The organism is Sulfitobacter sp. (genome assembly GCF_036960155.1).
In the GTDB taxonomy this organism is placed as follows: domain Bacteria; phylum Pseudomonadota; class Alphaproteobacteria; order Rhodobacterales; family Rhodobacteraceae; genus Sulfitobacter.
On record NZ_JBALWB010000001.1, the window covers coordinates 1144496 to 1159199 of the forward strand.

Consider the following 14704-nt stretch of genomic DNA (forward strand, 5'->3'; position numbering starts at 1 on the left):
AATTGTCTTGCGTCGACTTGGGGAATCCGCATAACTGACCGTGCTTGGTGTCCTTTTGGGGACCGAAAAAGGGAATGCAGTAGGGATACGTGATATTTCGTGTCCTGATCTGGAGCCGCCCCCGCGACTGTAAGCGGTGAGCTTTTGTCACTACGCCACTTGCCCCCAAAAGGGCTGGGAAGGCAGGCAAAGGCCACGACCCGCGAGCCAGGAGACCTGCCGGGCAAAGGTGAAACAATCATGTCGTCGGGTGTGACGACGAGGAGAAGAACGATGAATAAAGAAGTTAAAGCAGTCGCCGCTACACGGTCCGCAGCTCTTCCAGCCCTTTTTGCTCTGGTGCTTGGCGTAGCCATCATCACCATGACAGGCCACTTGCAGGCGAATACTCTGCATGACGCGGCGCACGACATGCGTCACGCTACTGGCTTTCCCTGCCACTAACCCATGATTTCAAAATTGCTGACCAGCGCGTTGTTCGCTGGTGCTGCAGCAGGTCTGATTGCCGGCCTGCTGCAGTTAGTGTTTGTTCAGCCTGTGCTGCTCCATGCGGAGCTGTACGAGAGCGGTGAACTTGTGCATTTTGGTGCTGCGGCTGTTTCTGCTCATCCAGAACTGCCTGGCTTTGATCCGGTGCGTGATCTTCTGACCATCGTTTTCACGATGCTAACCTATACTGGCTACGCGATGATGCTTGTGGCACTGATGCTGCTCGCAGAAGAACGCGGCGCAGATGTTACTGCACGTTCGGGCATCATCTGGGGTGTGGCGGGCTTTATCGCTGTGCATTTCGCGCCAGGCCTTACCTTGGCGCCTGAAGTGCCGGGTGTGGCTGCCGCAGATGTTGGAGCCCGTCAGGTTTGGTGGTTTGCAACTGTCGCAGCAGCTGGCATCGCCATGTGGTTGTTGGCCTTTGGCCGCAACTGGGCGATGTGGGGTGTTGCAGTGATTTTGCTTGCTGCACCGCATTTGATCGGTGCACCAGAACCTGACAGCTTTTCAGGACCCGTTCCAACCGAACTTGGCGCACTTTTTGCGGCACGTGCCTTTGGTGTAGGTCTTGCTGCTTGGGCGATACTAGGCTGTTTTGCTGCCTATTTCCTCGACAAAGAGCAGCGCCGTCAGGCTTGAAAGGAGTACCTACATGAGAACGTTTGTACTGTTCCTGATTGGTTTGACCTTTGGTGCGGCTGGTGGGTTTGTCGTGGCGGCAGGCAATGGCATTACCTTCGACGGTCATGATCATACCGATTCTGCGCAACACGGCGGGATGGCTGATATTGATCATGCCGCCATGGGCCACGGTGATATGGATCACGCTATGATGCATGATCAGCCGCTTGAGATGGATGCAGTTGATGCGTCAACACTGGATATCATGGTTATGCAGGATCCAATGTCGGGCTATAATCTCCACGTTATGGTGGGCAATTTTATCTTTGCACCAAAATCAGCCAGCTTGGCCCATGTTGAGGGTGAAGGGCATGCCCATGTTTACGCCAACGGTGTTAAACTGGGCCGCCTTTATGGCCCGTGGATGCACTTGGACAGTTTGCCTAAAGGTGACGTGGTGATTGAGGTAACGCTCAATACCAATGATCATCGGCCGCTGGCTGTTGATGGCACTCCAATTGCGGCCAAAGCTACCGTGATAGTTGAATAAGTGGGGGGCGCTTTCTGCGCCCTCTCTTTTGAGATAGAACCCGGGTTGAGGGAAACGATAATATGACAGCTACATTATACGTGTGCACGACTTGTAAGGTCGACGAAGTACACGAAGACGACAGCCAACGCCCGGGAGCACGCCTGCACCGCGCATTGCAAGCGACCGGAGCACCAGAAGGTGTGCAGATTGTTGGTGTTGAGTGCTTGTCCGCCTGCAAGACAGGTGCTGCCGTTGCCCTGTCAGAGCCGGGCAAGTGGACGTATGTTTATGGGCACATGACCGAAGAAGACGCGCCAGATATCCTAGCTGGGGCCGCTGCCTATGCCGCCACGGACGACGGCCTTGTGCCTTGGCGTGAACGCCCCGTAATTTTCCGCAAACAAAGCGTTGCGCGCATCCCTGCATTTACCCTTCCACTGGAGGCTGCCGAATGAGCGACCTGTCAAAAATCCCCGTAACAGTAATCACTGGTTTCCTTGGTTCCGGAAAGACGACGCTGATCCGTCACCTGATGACTCATACAAAAGGTCGCCGTCTTGCTATCTTGGTGAACGAGTTCGGCACAGTCGGTGTGGATGGTGACATCTTGCGGTCCTGCGCGATTCCTGATTGCCCTGCTGAAAACATCGTAGAGCTGGCCAATGGGTGCATCTGTTGCACTGTGGCGGATGATTTCATCCCAACAATCGAGGCCTTGATGGCGATGCCTGTTCGGCCCGATCACATCATAATCGAAACCTCAGGCCTTGCGCTTCCCAAGCCACTGCTCAAAGCATTTGATTGGCCCGCTATTCGGTCCAAGATTACCGTTGACGGTGTGATTGCGCTTGCCGATGCCGAAGCTGTTGCAGCTGGCACCTTTGCCTCAGACGTCCATGCCGTGGACGAGCAGCGCAAAGCCGACGAGAGCCTTGATCACGATTCGCCCCTTTCTGAGGTGTTCGAAGATCAGATCAGCTGTGCAGACATTATCCTCATGTCCAAGGCCGATCTCGCGGGTCCCGAAGGGCTTGCAAAAGCCCGTGCAGTTATCGAAGCGGAAAGTCCCCGCAAAATCCCGATCCTTGAAATGTCCGAAGGTGTAATCGATCCGAATGTTGTTTTGGGACTGAATGCAAAAGCCGAAGATGATCTGGCGTCTCGTCCATCGCACCACGACGGCCACGATGATCACGAACATGATGATTTTGAGACAATCGTTGTCCCGATGCCAGAGATTGAGGATGCCGCGGCCCTTGTTGCAGCCATCGAAAAGCTCGCCAACGACCAGCACATCCTGCGCGTAAAAGGATACGTGGCCGTCAAAGGCAAACCCATGCGATTGTTGGTCCAAGCCGTTGGAGCGCGTGTTCGCCACCAATTCGATCGTCCATGGGGTGCGGAGCCGCGCAATGGCGCATTGGTTGTCATCGCCGAGCATGATCACGTGGATGCACAAGCCATTCACGCGGCGCTGGGCGCCTAAACCATGCATGTCGTCTTCCGCGAAAGCCATGGGCTAGAGGATACGGAAACGCCGTACGATCCGGGGCAAACGCCTGCTGATCTGGTGGTGCTTTCGTTTTCTGATAGTGACCTTGGCGCTTTCGCGGCAGGCTGGCATCGCGCAGGCGGAGCAGATGGCAAGCTACCCACGCTGCGCCTGTGTAACCTGACTGCCCTGCGCCACCCGGCATCCGTTGATAATTATGTTGAACAGACCCTAACAGGCGCAAAAGGCATCTTGATCCGCCTCATTGGCGGAGAAAACTATTGGCCTTACGGGATCATGCAGGTGCAAGATTTTGCCCGTCGTAACGGCATTGCACTTGCTGTTTTACCTGCAGACGGGCGCGAAGATGCTGCGCTTGATGCTCATTCAACTTTGCCTGTGTCGACGCTACGTCGTTTGCAACACTTGTGTGACGCAGGAGGGGCGGTCGCCGCCCAAGCAGCGCTTGCGCAATTGGCTCTGGCAGCGGGCCTGTATGCCGGACCTGTAATAGGCTCAAAAACAGTTCCAGACTGCGGTTTTTACGACCCCGATGCAGGGGTTTTGGCCGCAGTTGATCCAACTGGCGACACAATAGCGGTTACATTCTACCGCAGCTATCTGACAGCGGCTGACACCGCTCCGGTTGACGGGCTAATCCGAAAATTACGCGCACGTGGTTACAACGCAGTGGGTGTTTTTGCGCCTTCGCTTAAATCCCCTGTCGCTCGTGATTTTCTGCCATCAGCGTTGACGCAATTGAACCCTGTAGCGATCGTTAACGCCACTGCCTTTTCAGGCCGTGGTGCAGACGGTACATCGCCATTGGATGCACAGGGTTGTCCAGTTTTTCAGGTGGCATTGTCGACCGCACGCAAGAAGGAGTGGTCAGAGTCCGAGCGTGGCCTTTCCCCCGCAGATCTAGCGATGCACGTGGTGCTGCCCGAGGTTGATGGACGCCTATTCACTGGTGTTATCAGTTTCAAAGCTCCCGAGAAAAAAGATCCTGATCTGCAATACTCACGTTTTTCACATCGTGCACATGCCGTAAGAATTGACGCTGTAGTCGACCGCATCGATGGGTGGCATCGCCTATCAAAAACTGAGCCTAACAAGCGTAAACTGGCCCTCGTGTTATCAACTTACCCCGGTCGTGAAGACCAGATCGCGCATGCTGTTGGCCTTGATGCGCTGGCCAGTGTTGAAGACATGCTCATGACTTTAGCTGATGCAGGTTATGCAGTTACGCCAACCATCGGGTTTGGGAAATCACTCACAAAAAGCCACATCACGTGGCCGCTCGATGACTACAAATCAGCGTTGGAAGCACTGCCTCAGGCCTTGCAAGACGATTTGCAAACCGCATGGGCAGAGCCAGAGAGTGATCCTCTGTTCAAAGATGGCGCGTTTCATTTTCCTGCGCAAGCTTGCGGTAACGCATTGGTCGCGTTGCAACCTGAACGCGGTGCAATTGCCGCGCGTGATACGGATTACCATGATTTGGCCCGTGTGCCGCGTCACTCTTACGTGGCATTTTATCTTTGGCTGCGTGCGCTGGGTCACCATGCGTTGGTTCACGTCGGCGCGCATGGGACCCTCGAATGGTTGCCCGGTAAAGCGGTCGCATTGTCAGATGAGTGTTGGCCTGAGGTTCTTACAGGCGACCTACCAGTGATCTATCCGTTTATCGTCAATGACCCCGGTGAGGCAGCGCAGGCAAAGCGCCGGATTGGTGCTGTCACGTTGGGCCATGTTCCGCCGCCTTTGGCGCAAAGCGAAACACCTGACGCACTTTTGCGTCTCGAAAGCCTGCTTGATGAATACTCGACGGCAGATGGTCTTGATCCTGCGCGGCGTGACCGCCTGGTCAGTACAATCCGTGAAGAAGCGCAGGCAGCAGGTGTAGAACAAGATTTAGGTATTCCCGAAGACGCTTGCGAAGCTGAAGCCATGACGCGGATCGACCGTTTTGTTTGTGATATTAAAGAAAGCCAATACGGCGATGGATTGCATATCTTTGGTGCAGCTGAGGGCGAAAACGATGGCCTGCTGACTGCGCTGAACGGTCTGCGTGTCGCGTCGGGTCCGTCTGGGTCCCCGTACCGCGGTCGATCGGATGTGCTGCCAACAGGGCGCAATTTATACTCCGTTGATCCGCGCGCAGTACCATCACGTGCGGCATATACCCAAGGCGTGAAACTGGCCGAAGAACTGCTGCGTCGCCATTTGCAGGACAACGGCGATTGGCCAAAAGGGTTGGTTATCGATCTGTGGGGCTCTGCCACGATGCGCACGGCTGGTGAAGAAGTTGCCATGGCGATGCACCTCGCTGGGCTCGCCCCGAAATGGGATGATGGGTCAGAGCGTGTCTCAGGATTTGAAGTGGTTCCGCTGACGTTGTTGGACCGTCCTCGGATCGATGTGACACTACGGATATCAGGCCTGTTCCGTGATATCTTTCCCGGTTTGGCAGGGTTATTTGAGGCTGGCACCGCGGCACTAGCCGCGCGCGAAGAAGCAGACGATATGAACCCGTATAAACAGGCAGCGCCTCGCGTATTTGGCCCTAAACCTGGGTTATACGGCATGAACATGGAAAGCGCGCTTCAGGATTATTCGCCTGAGGGGCGTTCCGCAGCTGGCGAAGCGTGGCTCAAGGGGTCGGAATGGGCCCTGAATGCTAAGGGTGAGGCGCAACAGGATCGCGAAGGCCTTGAGGCCCGCCTGCGTGCTGCAGATGCGTTTGCCCACATTCAGGACCTGACAGAAACGGATGTGTTGTTGTCTTCGGATTATGCAACACACGAGGGCGGGTTTGCTGCCGCGATGGCGCATTTGGGCGCCGATGAGCCAGCCCTGTATCATGTGGACAGCACCCGAATGGGAGCACCGCGCGCCCGCACAATGCCCGAAGAGATTGCGCGGGTTGTCCGCGCGCGCGCTGCAAACCCCGACTGGGCGAATGGCATGATGCGCCATGGTTTCCGCGGTGGAGCTGAGATTGCCGCGACACTGGATAACCTAGCGGCCTTTGCACACCTCACGCGAAATGTGCCTGCACACCTGTTTGATCTCTATTTTGACGCGACTTTGGGACGCGCTGATCTGATTGAATTCCTACAGCTGGAGAACCCAAAAGCACTGGAAGAAATGCGTAGCCGATTTGGTGCATTGCGCGATGCGGGCTTATGGGTGACACGGCGTAACTCGATCTCGGTTGCGATGGAGGCGGCTGAATGATTGCCCATGAAGTCAAAGGCTGGTGCCCGGGTGCACTGCGCCCGATGATGTCGGGTGATGGTTTGGTTGTACGTGTGCGCCCCTTTGGAGGGCGGTTGCGCCGTGCACAAGCAGATGGAATTGCGTCACTTGCTTCGGCTCATGGCAACGGGCTGGTTGATGTGTCCAGCCGTGGTAATTTGCAGATTCGTGGCGTGTCTCCAGAAAACCACCCAGTATTGATTGAAGGCCTGAAGCTGATGGGGCTGATTGACCCCACACCTGAGGTCGAAAGCCGTCGCAATATTTTGGTGACCCCGTTTTGGGAACCAAGTGATGAGACAGAAACCCTTGCCGCGATGTTAACTGATGCGCTTGCTGCAGCTGACGCCCCTGAGTTGCCGGGCAAGTTTGGATTTGCAGTTGATACAGCTGGCGCGCCAGTGTTGCAGGACGCATCGTCTGATATTCGGCTGGAAAATGATGCAAATGGCCAGCTTATTTTGGTCGCCGAGGGGATGACGTCAGGAAAACGGGTCACTGCCGCTAATGCGATTGCCGAAGCTATCGCATTAGCGCGTTGGTTTGTTGTCAACGCGGGGGACGTTACCCGCATGAAAAAATTAGTCGCTAAGGGTGTTGTACCTGACGGCGCAACGACACCGCGCAATATGGTACGCTTTGCTCCCGCGCCTGGCTATACGTCGTGCGGTGCACTGGTAGGCTTGGCCTTTGGTCAAATGCGTGTCGAGACTCTTTCGACGCTGGCAAACCACGGCGCATTGCGGTTAACGCCTTGGCGTTTGATCCTTGTGGAAAACACAAGCGAACTACCTAATGTCGACGGTATCATCACCGACCCTACCGATCCGTTTTTACGCATCACCGCTTGCACTGGCGCGCCCAGTTGCCCTCAGGCGTTGGGCGAGACGCGTATCCTAAGCAAAAACCTTGCGCCGTATTTGGGCGCAAATCAAACACTGCATGTCTCGGGCTGCACCAAAGGCTGTGCAAACCCGCATACGGCACCTTTGACTGTGACCGCAGAAGCTAACGGATATGCCCTTATTAGAGACGGAAATGCTGGTGATACACCGGAATACTCCGGCCTTTCCCCCGATGATCTGAAAGACCATTTATAATATGCCCCACACCTACATCACTGATGGCGCTGAGATTTACCGCCAGTCATTTGCCACGATTCGTGCCGAAGCGTCACTGGGGCGATTTACCCCCGAGGAAGAGATCGTGGCCGTACGAATGATCCATGCTGCAGGTATGGTTGGATTAGAGGAATTTGTGCATTTCAGCCCAGACATGGCGATTGCTGCCCGCGCCGCCCTGGAAGACGGCGCGCCGATCCTATGCGATGCCTATATGGTCAGCGAAGGGGTGACGCGAAAACGCCTGCCGCGCGAAAATGAGGTGATCTGCACGTTGCGGGATGCCCGCGTGCCAGAGATGGCAAAAGAAATGGCCAACACGCGTTCAGCCGCCGCACTTGAGCTGTGGCGACCGCATCTGGCCGGAGCTTTGGTTGCGATTGGTAATGCACCTACGGCATTATTTCACTTGCTGAACATGCTCGAAGATCCGGATTGTCCGCGCCCAGCCGCAATCATCGGCTGCCCTGTCGGATTTATCGGAGCTGCAGAAAGTAAGGATGCGCTAATGGCTGCAACTCCTGTCCCTTCAATGATCGTCAAAGGGCGGTTGGGTGGATCAGCCATGACCGTTGCCGCAATCAACGCACTTGCCAGCAGGGTGGAATAAACGATGGGTAGAGTAATTTGTGCTGGCCTTGGGCCGGGTGATCCAGAATTGATGAGCGTGAAATCGGATCGCACCATTCGGGGTGCGAAACACGTGGCGTACTTTCGCAAAAAAGGTCGTGCAGGTCAGGCGCGAAGCATTGTGGCAGGCATGTTGCGCGATGATGTGACTGAATATCCAATGGAATATCCCGTCACAACCGAACTGCATTTCAGCTCAGAAGAATACAAACAGCTCATGGTCGATTTCTATGCGGAATGGGCTGACAAGCTTGAGGCGTTGGCAAAAGACCACGAAGTTGTTGTCCTGTGCGAGGGCGATCCGTTTTTTTATGGATCGTTCATGCACCTACACACGCGCCTTCAGGGACGCGCAGAGGTTGAGGTGCTTCCTGCGATTCCCGGAATGGTGGGATGCTGGAACAGTTTGGATACTCCCTTCACGTGGGGGGATGATGTGATGAGCGTTCTAATGGCTACATTGCCCGAAGAAGAATTGGTCTCACACATGAAACGTGCTGATGCACTGGTGATCATGAAGACAGGCCGTAATCTGCCGACCGTGCGCCGCGCACTTGAGGCAACAGGACGGTTGGACGACGCATGGCTGGTCGAAAAAGGCACTATGCCGCAAGAACGTATAGCGAAACTGAAAGATGTGGCTGACGATGATTGCCCGTATTTTGCAATTGTTTTGGTGCATGGGCAGGGCCGACGCCCTGAAGCAGACGCATGAGCGGCTGGGTCTCCATTGTGGGTCTTGGCCCCGGACGTGAAACGCTGGTGACACCCGAAGTGCGTGATGTGATTGCACAGGCGACGGATGTCATTGGGTATATTCCCTACGTCAAACGCATCGAGCCACGTGAAGGGCTAACGCTGCACGCGACCGATAACCGTGTCGAAATTGACCGCGCCACCCATGCGCTGACACTTGCCCAACAAGGCGCGCGTGTTGTTGTTGTTTCATCCGGTGATCCCGGCGTTTTTGCGATGGCTTCAGCAGTATTCGAAACCTTGGAGGCACAACCCCAGTTTGAAGGTGTTGAGATCAATGTTCAACCTGGCATCACTGCGATGCTTGCGGCCGCGGCTGCCGCTGGCGCGCCACTAGGGCATGATTTTTGCGCAATAAACCTAAGCGACAATCTCAAACCATGGAGTGTGATTGAACACCGCCTGAGAATGGCGTCGCGTGCGGATTTTGCGATGGCATTTTACAACCCTCGCTCAAAATCCCGCCCGCATCAATTTGGTGAGGCATTGGAGATTTTGCGCAGTGAATGTGGACCAGACCGCTTGATCACCTTTGCCCGCAACGTGAGCCATGCTGACCAAACGCTCAACACGGTCACTTTGGGTGAAGCAACCGAGGATATGGCCGATATGCGGACGGTTGTTTTGGTTGGCAACTCGGCGACACGCCGTGTTGGCCCCTATGTTTACACGCCACGTTCAGCACTATGAGCAAGCCAGCGCATAACTGTTGCACTGTCGGGGGCTACAAGCCCATCCGGCAGTTCAGGGCGCGCGATCATGATCATGCGCAGACCCAAATTGCGCGCGGCTTCGACTTTGGCAACTGCTCCGATCCCACCAGCATTTTTAGCCACGACGTGGGTAATGTTGTGATCCCGCAGCAGTTGGGTGTCTTCGAAAACGTTGAAAGGTCCGCGTGCAATGACCGCGGTGTGATGAGCCAGCGCAATGGGTTGAGCGGGCGCATCTACCAGTCTCAGCAAGTAATGATGTTGTGGTTTGCGGGCGAACAGATCGACGTGCATGCGTCCAATCGCAAGGAACACACACGCGGGTTCAACTGGCAGAGCATCACATGCGGCCTCAATGTCGGAGGCGGTAACCCAATCGTCCCCACTTTGAGGGGTCCATGCAGGCCGCTCAAGCCGCAAAAGCGGAACGGCAAGCGAGTGACAAGCGTTATGGGCATTCAGGCTCATCTGCGCGGCAAACGGATGCGTGGCGTCTACAACATGGGTGATCTTTTCAGCGCGCAAATAGTCTTGCAAGCCCGCAAGCCCACCAAAACCGCCTACGCGCGTGGGAACAGGTTGGGCGACGGGCACCTTGGTCCGTCCTGCATAGGAAAAAACAGTCTCTATTTCGGCGATTTTCAGGGTTTTGGCCAGTGCACTGGCTTCGGTAGTGCCACCCAAAAGAAGGACGCGCATGATGTCTGATCCTTGGCTAAGCATTATCGGTCTTAACGAAGATAGCTTGGACGGCCTATCACCTGCAAGCCGTGCTGCATTGGACGCAGCTGATATTGTTTTTGGTGGCCCTAGGCACTTGGATTTGGCGCAGGTTGGATCTCGGGGGGAAGCATGGCCAATTCCATTTTCAACGGCACCCGTTTTAACCTGCCGTGGCCAACGCGTTGCGGTCCTTGCGTCGGGCGATCCGTTTTGGCATGGGGCTGGCGGAAGTCTTGTACGCGATTTACAGCGTGGTGAATGGCGCGCGTTTCCAGCTCCTTCGACCTTTACACTTGCGGCATCGGCGCTGGGCTGGCGCATGGAAGAAATCACGTGCCATGGCCTGCACGCCGCACCACTTTCGCGGTTACGCAGTGTCTTGGCACCTCATGCTCGTATGATTTGTCTGATGCGGAACGGTGATGCGCCTGCAGAGCTTGCATCTTGGCTGTGCCAAGAGGGCGCTGGCAATGCTTCAATGACTGTTATGGAACGGTTGGGTGGCCCGAATGAACGTCTTCGTAATGTGCAAGCCGATGCTTTTGATCTTACCGATATCACGGCGCCCGTTGCTGTGGCCGTCTCCCTTCCCGCTGGTGTTGGGCTGTCGCGCGCTTCTGGTTTGCCTGACGATTGCTTTGCGCATGACGGTCAAATCACCAAACGACCCGTGCGTGCGCTGACGCTTAGTGCTCTTGCCCCGCGCGGCGGAGAATTATTGTGGGATATTGGCGCTGGATCAGGGTCTATCTCAATTGAGTGGTGCCTTAACGGTGGCCGTTCCATCGCGTTTGAGCAGCGCGAAAACCGCATCGCAAATATTGAGAAGAACATTGATGATTTCGGCCTGTCCCACAAGATGCAGGCCATCAAGGGGTTGGCCGCAGAACTGGTAGCGGATCAGGAACTCCCCGATGCTGTATTTATCGGCGGAGGCGCACGAAAGGCTTTGTTAGAGACACTTTATTCACTCTTGCCAACAGGTACTCGGTTGGTCGTGAATGGCGTCACGCTGGAAACTGAGGCGCTTTTGGCAGCCGAACATGCAGACAAAGGTGGCACATTGATGCGGTTTGATATCGCCCAAGCAACGCCATTGGGACCCATGCGGGGCTGGACAGCAGCACGCCCGATTTTGCAATGGAGCGTGACACTGTGAGAACAGCAGGTGTTGGATTTCGCAGTGGTGCCTCGATGGCATCCTTGCAAGACGCACTGATGCGCGCTCTTGAAATTTCGGGAAGCACCGCGATTGAAGCACTTGTCACTGAAAGCGCTAAATCCCGTGCACCTGTTTTCAAAGAACTTGCGCAGGCTATGGGCGTTCCGGGTTTGGGTGTACGCAGTGAAGATATGGCGCAAATGATGACACCAACCCAGTCACAACGCATTTTGGACAAGTTTGGCACTGGCAGTTTGTGCGAAGCGGCGGCATTGGTGGCAGCAGGCCCTGATGCGCGGCTGGTTGCGGCGCGTGTCATCTCGGGCGATGGTATGGCAACGGCGGCAATTGCCGATGTGGAAGAGGATAACACGTGACAGTACATTTTATTGGTGCAGGACCGGGTGCTGCTGATTTGATCACGCTGCGCGGGCGCGACCTGATCGCGGCTTGCCCTGTTTGCCTTTACGCGGGGTCGTTGGTGCCCGAAGGCATTCTTGCCCACTGTCCTGAAGGCGCGCATATCGTGAATACTGCACGTTTGTCCCTTGATGAAATCATGGATGAGATAGCGACCGCTCATGCCAACGGGCAAGACGTGGCGCGTATTCATTCCGGTGATCTGTCAATCTGGTCTGCGATGGGCGAACAGCTGCGGCGGTTGCGTGCGTTAGACATCGCCTATGATGTGACCCCCGGAGTACCCAGTTTCGCCGCTGCTGCTGCTACTCTCGCTGCCGAGCTAACGCTGCCTGGTGTGGTGCAATCAGTTATTCTAACGCGCACGTCGGGCCGCGCAACGGCAATGCCCGAAGGAGAGACCCTTGCCAATTTCGCGGCAACGGGCGCGACGCTTGCGATCCATCTGTCGGTTCACGTACTTGACCGTGTTGTCGAAGAATTGACACCGCATTATGGCCCAGACTGCCCTGTTGCGGTGGTTTGGCGCGCAAGTTGGCCAGACGAACGCGTCGTGCGCGCCACGCTTTCCACTCTGCAAACCGCAGTAGGCGAAGAAATGGCACGGACTGCGCTGATCCTTGTAGGGCATGCGCTGGGGGCTGAGGAATTTGGCGAAAGTCGCCTCTATGCCGGGGATTATGATAGGCGTTTTCGTCCTGTCGGAACTTCACCACGTTTTCCGGAGGCCGAATGATACCTTCAGGTTTGATGATCTCGGCCCCTGCGTCAGGCACGGGCAAAACGACATTGATGTTGGGGCTGCTTGCGGCCTTTCGCGCGCAGGGCATCGCGGTCCAACCATTCAAAAGTGGACCAGACTATATTGATCCAGCGTTCCATACTGCCGCGTCGGGCCGCGCGTCATTCAATATTGACACATGGTCAATGGAAAGCGCGCGGATTGAAGGTTTGGTAGGCAATGCCGATGGTGCCGACCTTATCCTAGCCGAAGGATCAATGGGCCTGTTTGACGGTGTCGCGATCAAGGGTGCATCGGGAAATGGTGCTAGCGCTGATATCGCGGCGCATATGGGCTGGCCGGTTGTCTTGGTTTTGGACGTATCTGGCGCAGCGCAATCGGTGGCGGCAACAGCCTTGGGTTTCAAAATGATGCGCCCTGATGTGACGCTGGCTGGCGTCGTGTTAAACCGCGTTGCATCACCGCGCCACGAGGCATTGGTGCGTGTTGGAATGGAGCAGGCAGGGGTTGCAGTGTTAGGTGTTTTACCTCGGCGCAGCGAGATGGAACTGCCCGAGCGTCACTTGGGCTTAGTCCAAGCAGGAGAGCAAGAAAACCTAGACCAAATTTTGGCTGATGCCGCTGCATTTGTGACTGAGCATGTTGATTTGGATGCCGTGCGTGCAGCCGCACGTGGCGCGCGTGATCATGTAACTGAACCGATGAAAATTATTCCACCGGGTCAACGCATCGCGCTTGCCCAAGATAACGCTTTTGCCTTTGTCTATCCGCACCTTTTGGCTGGATGGCGCGCAGCAGGTGCTGAGGTTATTCCGTTTTCGCCACTCAAAAACGAAGCGCCAGACAGCAATGCGGATAGTTGCTGGCTGCCAGGTGGATATCCGGAATTGCACGCAGGAAAACTTGCTGCTGCGACAACGTTCCGCGATGGTTTGCGTGCCTTTGCCGAAACCCGTCACGTTCACGGTGAATGTGGGGGCTATATGGCGCTGGGCGCAGGGCTGGTCGACAAAGAAGGTGTGCGGCATGAAATGGCTGGATTGCTCGGGTTAGAGACTTCTTTTGCGAAACGAAAGTTCCACCTTGGGTATCGCCGCGCGACGTTAAACGCTGCAATTCCGGGTGCGGACGCAGGTGCGCAGCTTCGTGGTCATGAATTCCATTATGCTACTATTTTGGAAGAACCGGACACACCACTTGCGCAAATCACGGATAGTAACGGCCTCACTGTGCCAGAAACGGGAACGTACCGTCGCATGGACGGTGGCGGGCAGGTTTCTGGTACCTTCTTCCACTTGATTGCGGAGGGAGCATGACTGGCTTCGTATCATTTGTGTCATCCGGTCCGGGTGATCCGGAACTGTTGACGGTTAAGGCGGTTAAACGCCTTGAAGAAGCGGACGTGGTTCTGTTTGATGACCTGTCTTCAGGTCCAATCCTTAATCATGCGCGAACGGATGCTGATTTGATCGGAGTCGGCAAACGTGCTGGTCGACCGTCCCCCAAACAAGACCATGTGAGCCGCGTTTTAGTGGAATATGCGCAGGCTGATCTAAAGGTTGTTCGCCTTAAATCAGGGGATAGCGGCATGTTCGGCCGCCTTGAGGAAGAAATCACTGCTCTTCGTGAAGCAGGTATTCCGTTCGAAATTGTACCCGGTGTTACCAGCGCGTCTGCAGCTGCGGCGACTGCTGGTATTCCGTTGACACGTCGCCTAACGGCACGGCGCGTGCAGTTTATCACGGGTGCGGATGTGACAGGTGATTTGCCACCTGACGTGAACATGGCCGCACTTGCCGATCCAATGGCGACGACAGTTGTTTACATGGGCAAGCGCACGTTTGCTGGTCTTGCTGCGCGATTGATTGAACACGGACTGCCTGCTGACACGCCTGCCATGCTTGCCGAGGCCGTCTCAACCCCTGCCGAGCGGCTAGAGCGTTTTACAATAGCCACATTGGCACAGCATTTGCAGGATACAAAAACCAGCACACCTGCGTTGATATTTTATGGCCCACTTGCGGAGCCTGAGGTGTGAA

The 14704-nt window shown here is 55.6% G+C and carries 16 protein-coding genes and 1 riboswitch; of the genes, 15 read left to right on the forward strand and 1 reads right to left on the reverse strand.

Going from position 1 to position 14704, the window contains the following annotated elements; all coding sequences use genetic code 11:
* Positions 1-28 precede the first annotated feature (28 nt).
* A riboswitch (cobalamin riboswitch) is annotated at positions 29-238 on the forward strand.
* 35 nt (positions 239-273) lie between these two features.
* The 10 genes from V7775_RS05750 to cobJ all read left to right on the forward strand — a co-directional run bounded on the left by V7775_RS05750 (position 274) and on the right by cobJ (position 9595).
* Positions 274-444: a CbtB domain-containing protein gene (locus V7775_RS05750; RefSeq protein ID WP_335750896.1), complete on the forward strand. Its 171-nt coding sequence runs from the start codon at positions 274-276 to the stop codon at positions 442-444.
* A gap of 3 nt (positions 445-447) precedes the next feature.
* The gene (locus V7775_RS05755) at positions 448-1131 is read left to right on the forward strand and encodes a CbtA family protein (RefSeq protein ID WP_335750897.1); all 684 of its coding nucleotides are present in this window, start codon (positions 448-450) and stop codon (positions 1129-1131) included.
* Between the two features lie 13 nt (positions 1132-1144).
* Positions 1145-1663, forward strand: a complete 519-nt coding sequence (locus V7775_RS05760; RefSeq protein ID WP_335750898.1) for a hypothetical protein — start codon at positions 1145-1147, stop codon at positions 1661-1663.
* A gap of 62 nt (positions 1664-1725) precedes the next feature.
* A complete protein-coding gene (locus V7775_RS05765; RefSeq protein ID WP_335750899.1) occupies positions 1726-2100 on the forward strand; it encodes a DUF1636 domain-containing protein in 375 nt (124 codons plus the stop codon).
* Positions 2097-3131 (forward strand): cobalamin biosynthesis protein CobW, encoded by a 1035-nt coding sequence (gene cobW, locus V7775_RS05770; RefSeq protein WP_335750900.1) that lies wholly within the window; start codon positions 2097-2099, stop codon positions 3129-3131. The genes V7775_RS05765 and cobW overlap by 4 nt, the downstream gene beginning before the upstream one ends.
* Before the next feature lie 3 nt (positions 3132-3134).
* On the forward strand, positions 3135-6377 hold the full coding sequence (gene cobN / locus V7775_RS05775; RefSeq protein ID WP_335750901.1) for a cobaltochelatase subunit CobN: 3243 nt from the start codon (positions 3135-3137) through the stop codon (positions 6375-6377).
* Positions 6374-7498 (forward strand): precorrin-3B synthase, encoded by a 1125-nt coding sequence (gene cobG / locus V7775_RS05780; RefSeq protein ID WP_335750902.1) that lies wholly within the window; start codon positions 6374-6376, stop codon positions 7496-7498. The genes cobN and cobG overlap by 4 nt, the downstream gene beginning before the upstream one ends.
* A 1-nt stretch (position 7499) precedes the next feature.
* The gene (locus V7775_RS05785) at positions 7500-8129 is read left to right on the forward strand and encodes a precorrin-8X methylmutase (protein WP_335750903.1); all 630 of its coding nucleotides are present in this window, start codon (positions 7500-7502) and stop codon (positions 8127-8129) included.
* Between the two features lie 3 nt (positions 8130-8132).
* On the forward strand, positions 8133-8864 hold the full coding sequence (locus tag V7775_RS05790; RefSeq protein WP_335750904.1) for a precorrin-2 C(20)-methyltransferase: 732 nt from the start codon (positions 8133-8135) through the stop codon (positions 8862-8864).
* Entirely contained in the window at positions 8861-9595 is a 735-nt protein-coding gene (gene cobJ / locus V7775_RS05795; protein ID WP_335750905.1) for a precorrin-3B C(17)-methyltransferase, read from the forward strand. The genes V7775_RS05790 and cobJ overlap by 4 nt, the downstream gene beginning before the upstream one ends.
* On the opposite strand, the gene V7775_RS05800 is transcribed toward cobJ, so the two are convergent.
* The gene (locus tag V7775_RS05800; protein WP_443070087.1) at positions 9571-10317 is read right to left on the reverse strand and encodes a cobalt-precorrin-6A reductase; all 747 of its coding nucleotides are present in this window, start codon (positions 10315-10317) and stop codon (positions 9571-9573) included. The two genes, cobJ and V7775_RS05800, sit on opposite strands and share 25 nt — an antisense overlap.
* A 1-nt stretch (position 10318) precedes the next feature.
* On the opposite strand from V7775_RS05800, the gene cbiE reads away from it, so the two are divergent.
* The 5 genes from cbiE to cobA are packed head-to-tail and all read left to right on the forward strand — an operon-like array spanning position 10319 to position 14703.
* The gene (gene cbiE / locus V7775_RS05805; protein ID WP_335750906.1) at positions 10319-11500 is read left to right on the forward strand and encodes a precorrin-6y C5,15-methyltransferase (decarboxylating) subunit CbiE; all 1182 of its coding nucleotides are present in this window, start codon (positions 10319-10321) and stop codon (positions 11498-11500) included.
* Positions 11497-11880: a cobalamin biosynthesis protein gene (locus V7775_RS05810; protein ID WP_335750907.1), complete on the forward strand. Its 384-nt coding sequence runs from the start codon at positions 11497-11499 to the stop codon at positions 11878-11880. Before cbiE ends, V7775_RS05810 begins: the two co-directional genes overlap by 4 nt.
* The gene (gene cobM / locus V7775_RS05815) at positions 11877-12659 is read left to right on the forward strand and encodes a precorrin-4 C(11)-methyltransferase (protein ID WP_335750908.1); all 783 of its coding nucleotides are present in this window, start codon (positions 11877-11879) and stop codon (positions 12657-12659) included. Before V7775_RS05810 ends, cobM begins: the two co-directional genes overlap by 4 nt.
* On the forward strand, positions 12656-13981 hold the full coding sequence (locus V7775_RS05820) for a cobyrinate a,c-diamide synthase (protein WP_335750909.1): 1326 nt from the start codon (positions 12656-12658) through the stop codon (positions 13979-13981). Before cobM ends, V7775_RS05820 begins: the two co-directional genes overlap by 4 nt.
* Entirely contained in the window at positions 13978-14703 is a 726-nt protein-coding gene (cobA, locus tag V7775_RS05825; protein ID WP_335750910.1) for a uroporphyrinogen-III C-methyltransferase, read from the forward strand. The genes V7775_RS05820 and cobA overlap by 4 nt, the downstream gene beginning before the upstream one ends.
* The last annotated feature ends 1 nt before the right edge of the window (position 14704 follow it).

Coding starts and splice junctions, on each gene's coding strand:
- V7775_RS05820 (WP_335750909.1), top strand. CDS start 12,656: ATGATACCTTCAGGTTTGATGATCTCGGCCCCTGCGTCAGGCACGGGC.
- cobW (WP_335750900.1), top strand. CDS start 2,097: ATGAGCGACCTGTCAAAAATCCCCGTAACAGTAATCACTGGTTTCCTT.
- V7775_RS05790 (WP_335750904.1), top strand. CDS start 8,133: ATGGGTAGAGTAATTTGTGCTGGCCTTGGGCCGGGTGATCCAGAATTG.
- cobJ (WP_335750905.1), top strand. CDS start 8,861: ATGAGCGGCTGGGTCTCCATTGTGGGTCTTGGCCCCGGACGTGAAACG.
- V7775_RS05760 (WP_335750898.1), top strand. CDS start 1,145: ATGAGAACGTTTGTACTGTTCCTGATTGGTTTGACCTTTGGTGCGGCT.
- cbiE (WP_335750906.1), top strand. CDS start 10,319: ATGTCTGATCCTTGGCTAAGCATTATCGGTCTTAACGAAGATAGCTTG.
- cobN (WP_335750901.1), top strand. CDS start 3,135: ATGCATGTCGTCTTCCGCGAAAGCCATGGGCTAGAGGATACGGAAACG.
- V7775_RS05755 (WP_335750897.1), top strand. CDS start 448: ATGATTTCAAAATTGCTGACCAGCGCGTTGTTCGCTGGTGCTGCAGCA.
- V7775_RS05785 (WP_335750903.1), top strand. CDS start 7,500: ATGCCCCACACCTACATCACTGATGGCGCTGAGATTTACCGCCAGTCA.
- V7775_RS05800 (WP_443070087.1), bottom strand. CDS start 10,317: ATGCGCGTCCTTCTTTTGGGTGGCACTACCGAAGCCAGTGCACTGGCC.
- V7775_RS05750 (WP_335750896.1), top strand. CDS start 274: ATGAATAAAGAAGTTAAAGCAGTCGCCGCTACACGGTCCGCAGCTCTT.
- cobA (WP_335750910.1), top strand. CDS start 13,978: ATGACTGGCTTCGTATCATTTGTGTCATCCGGTCCGGGTGATCCGGAA.
- V7775_RS05765 (WP_335750899.1), top strand. CDS start 1,726: ATGACAGCTACATTATACGTGTGCACGACTTGTAAGGTCGACGAAGTA.
- cobG (WP_335750902.1), top strand. CDS start 6,374: ATGATTGCCCATGAAGTCAAAGGCTGGTGCCCGGGTGCACTGCGCCCG.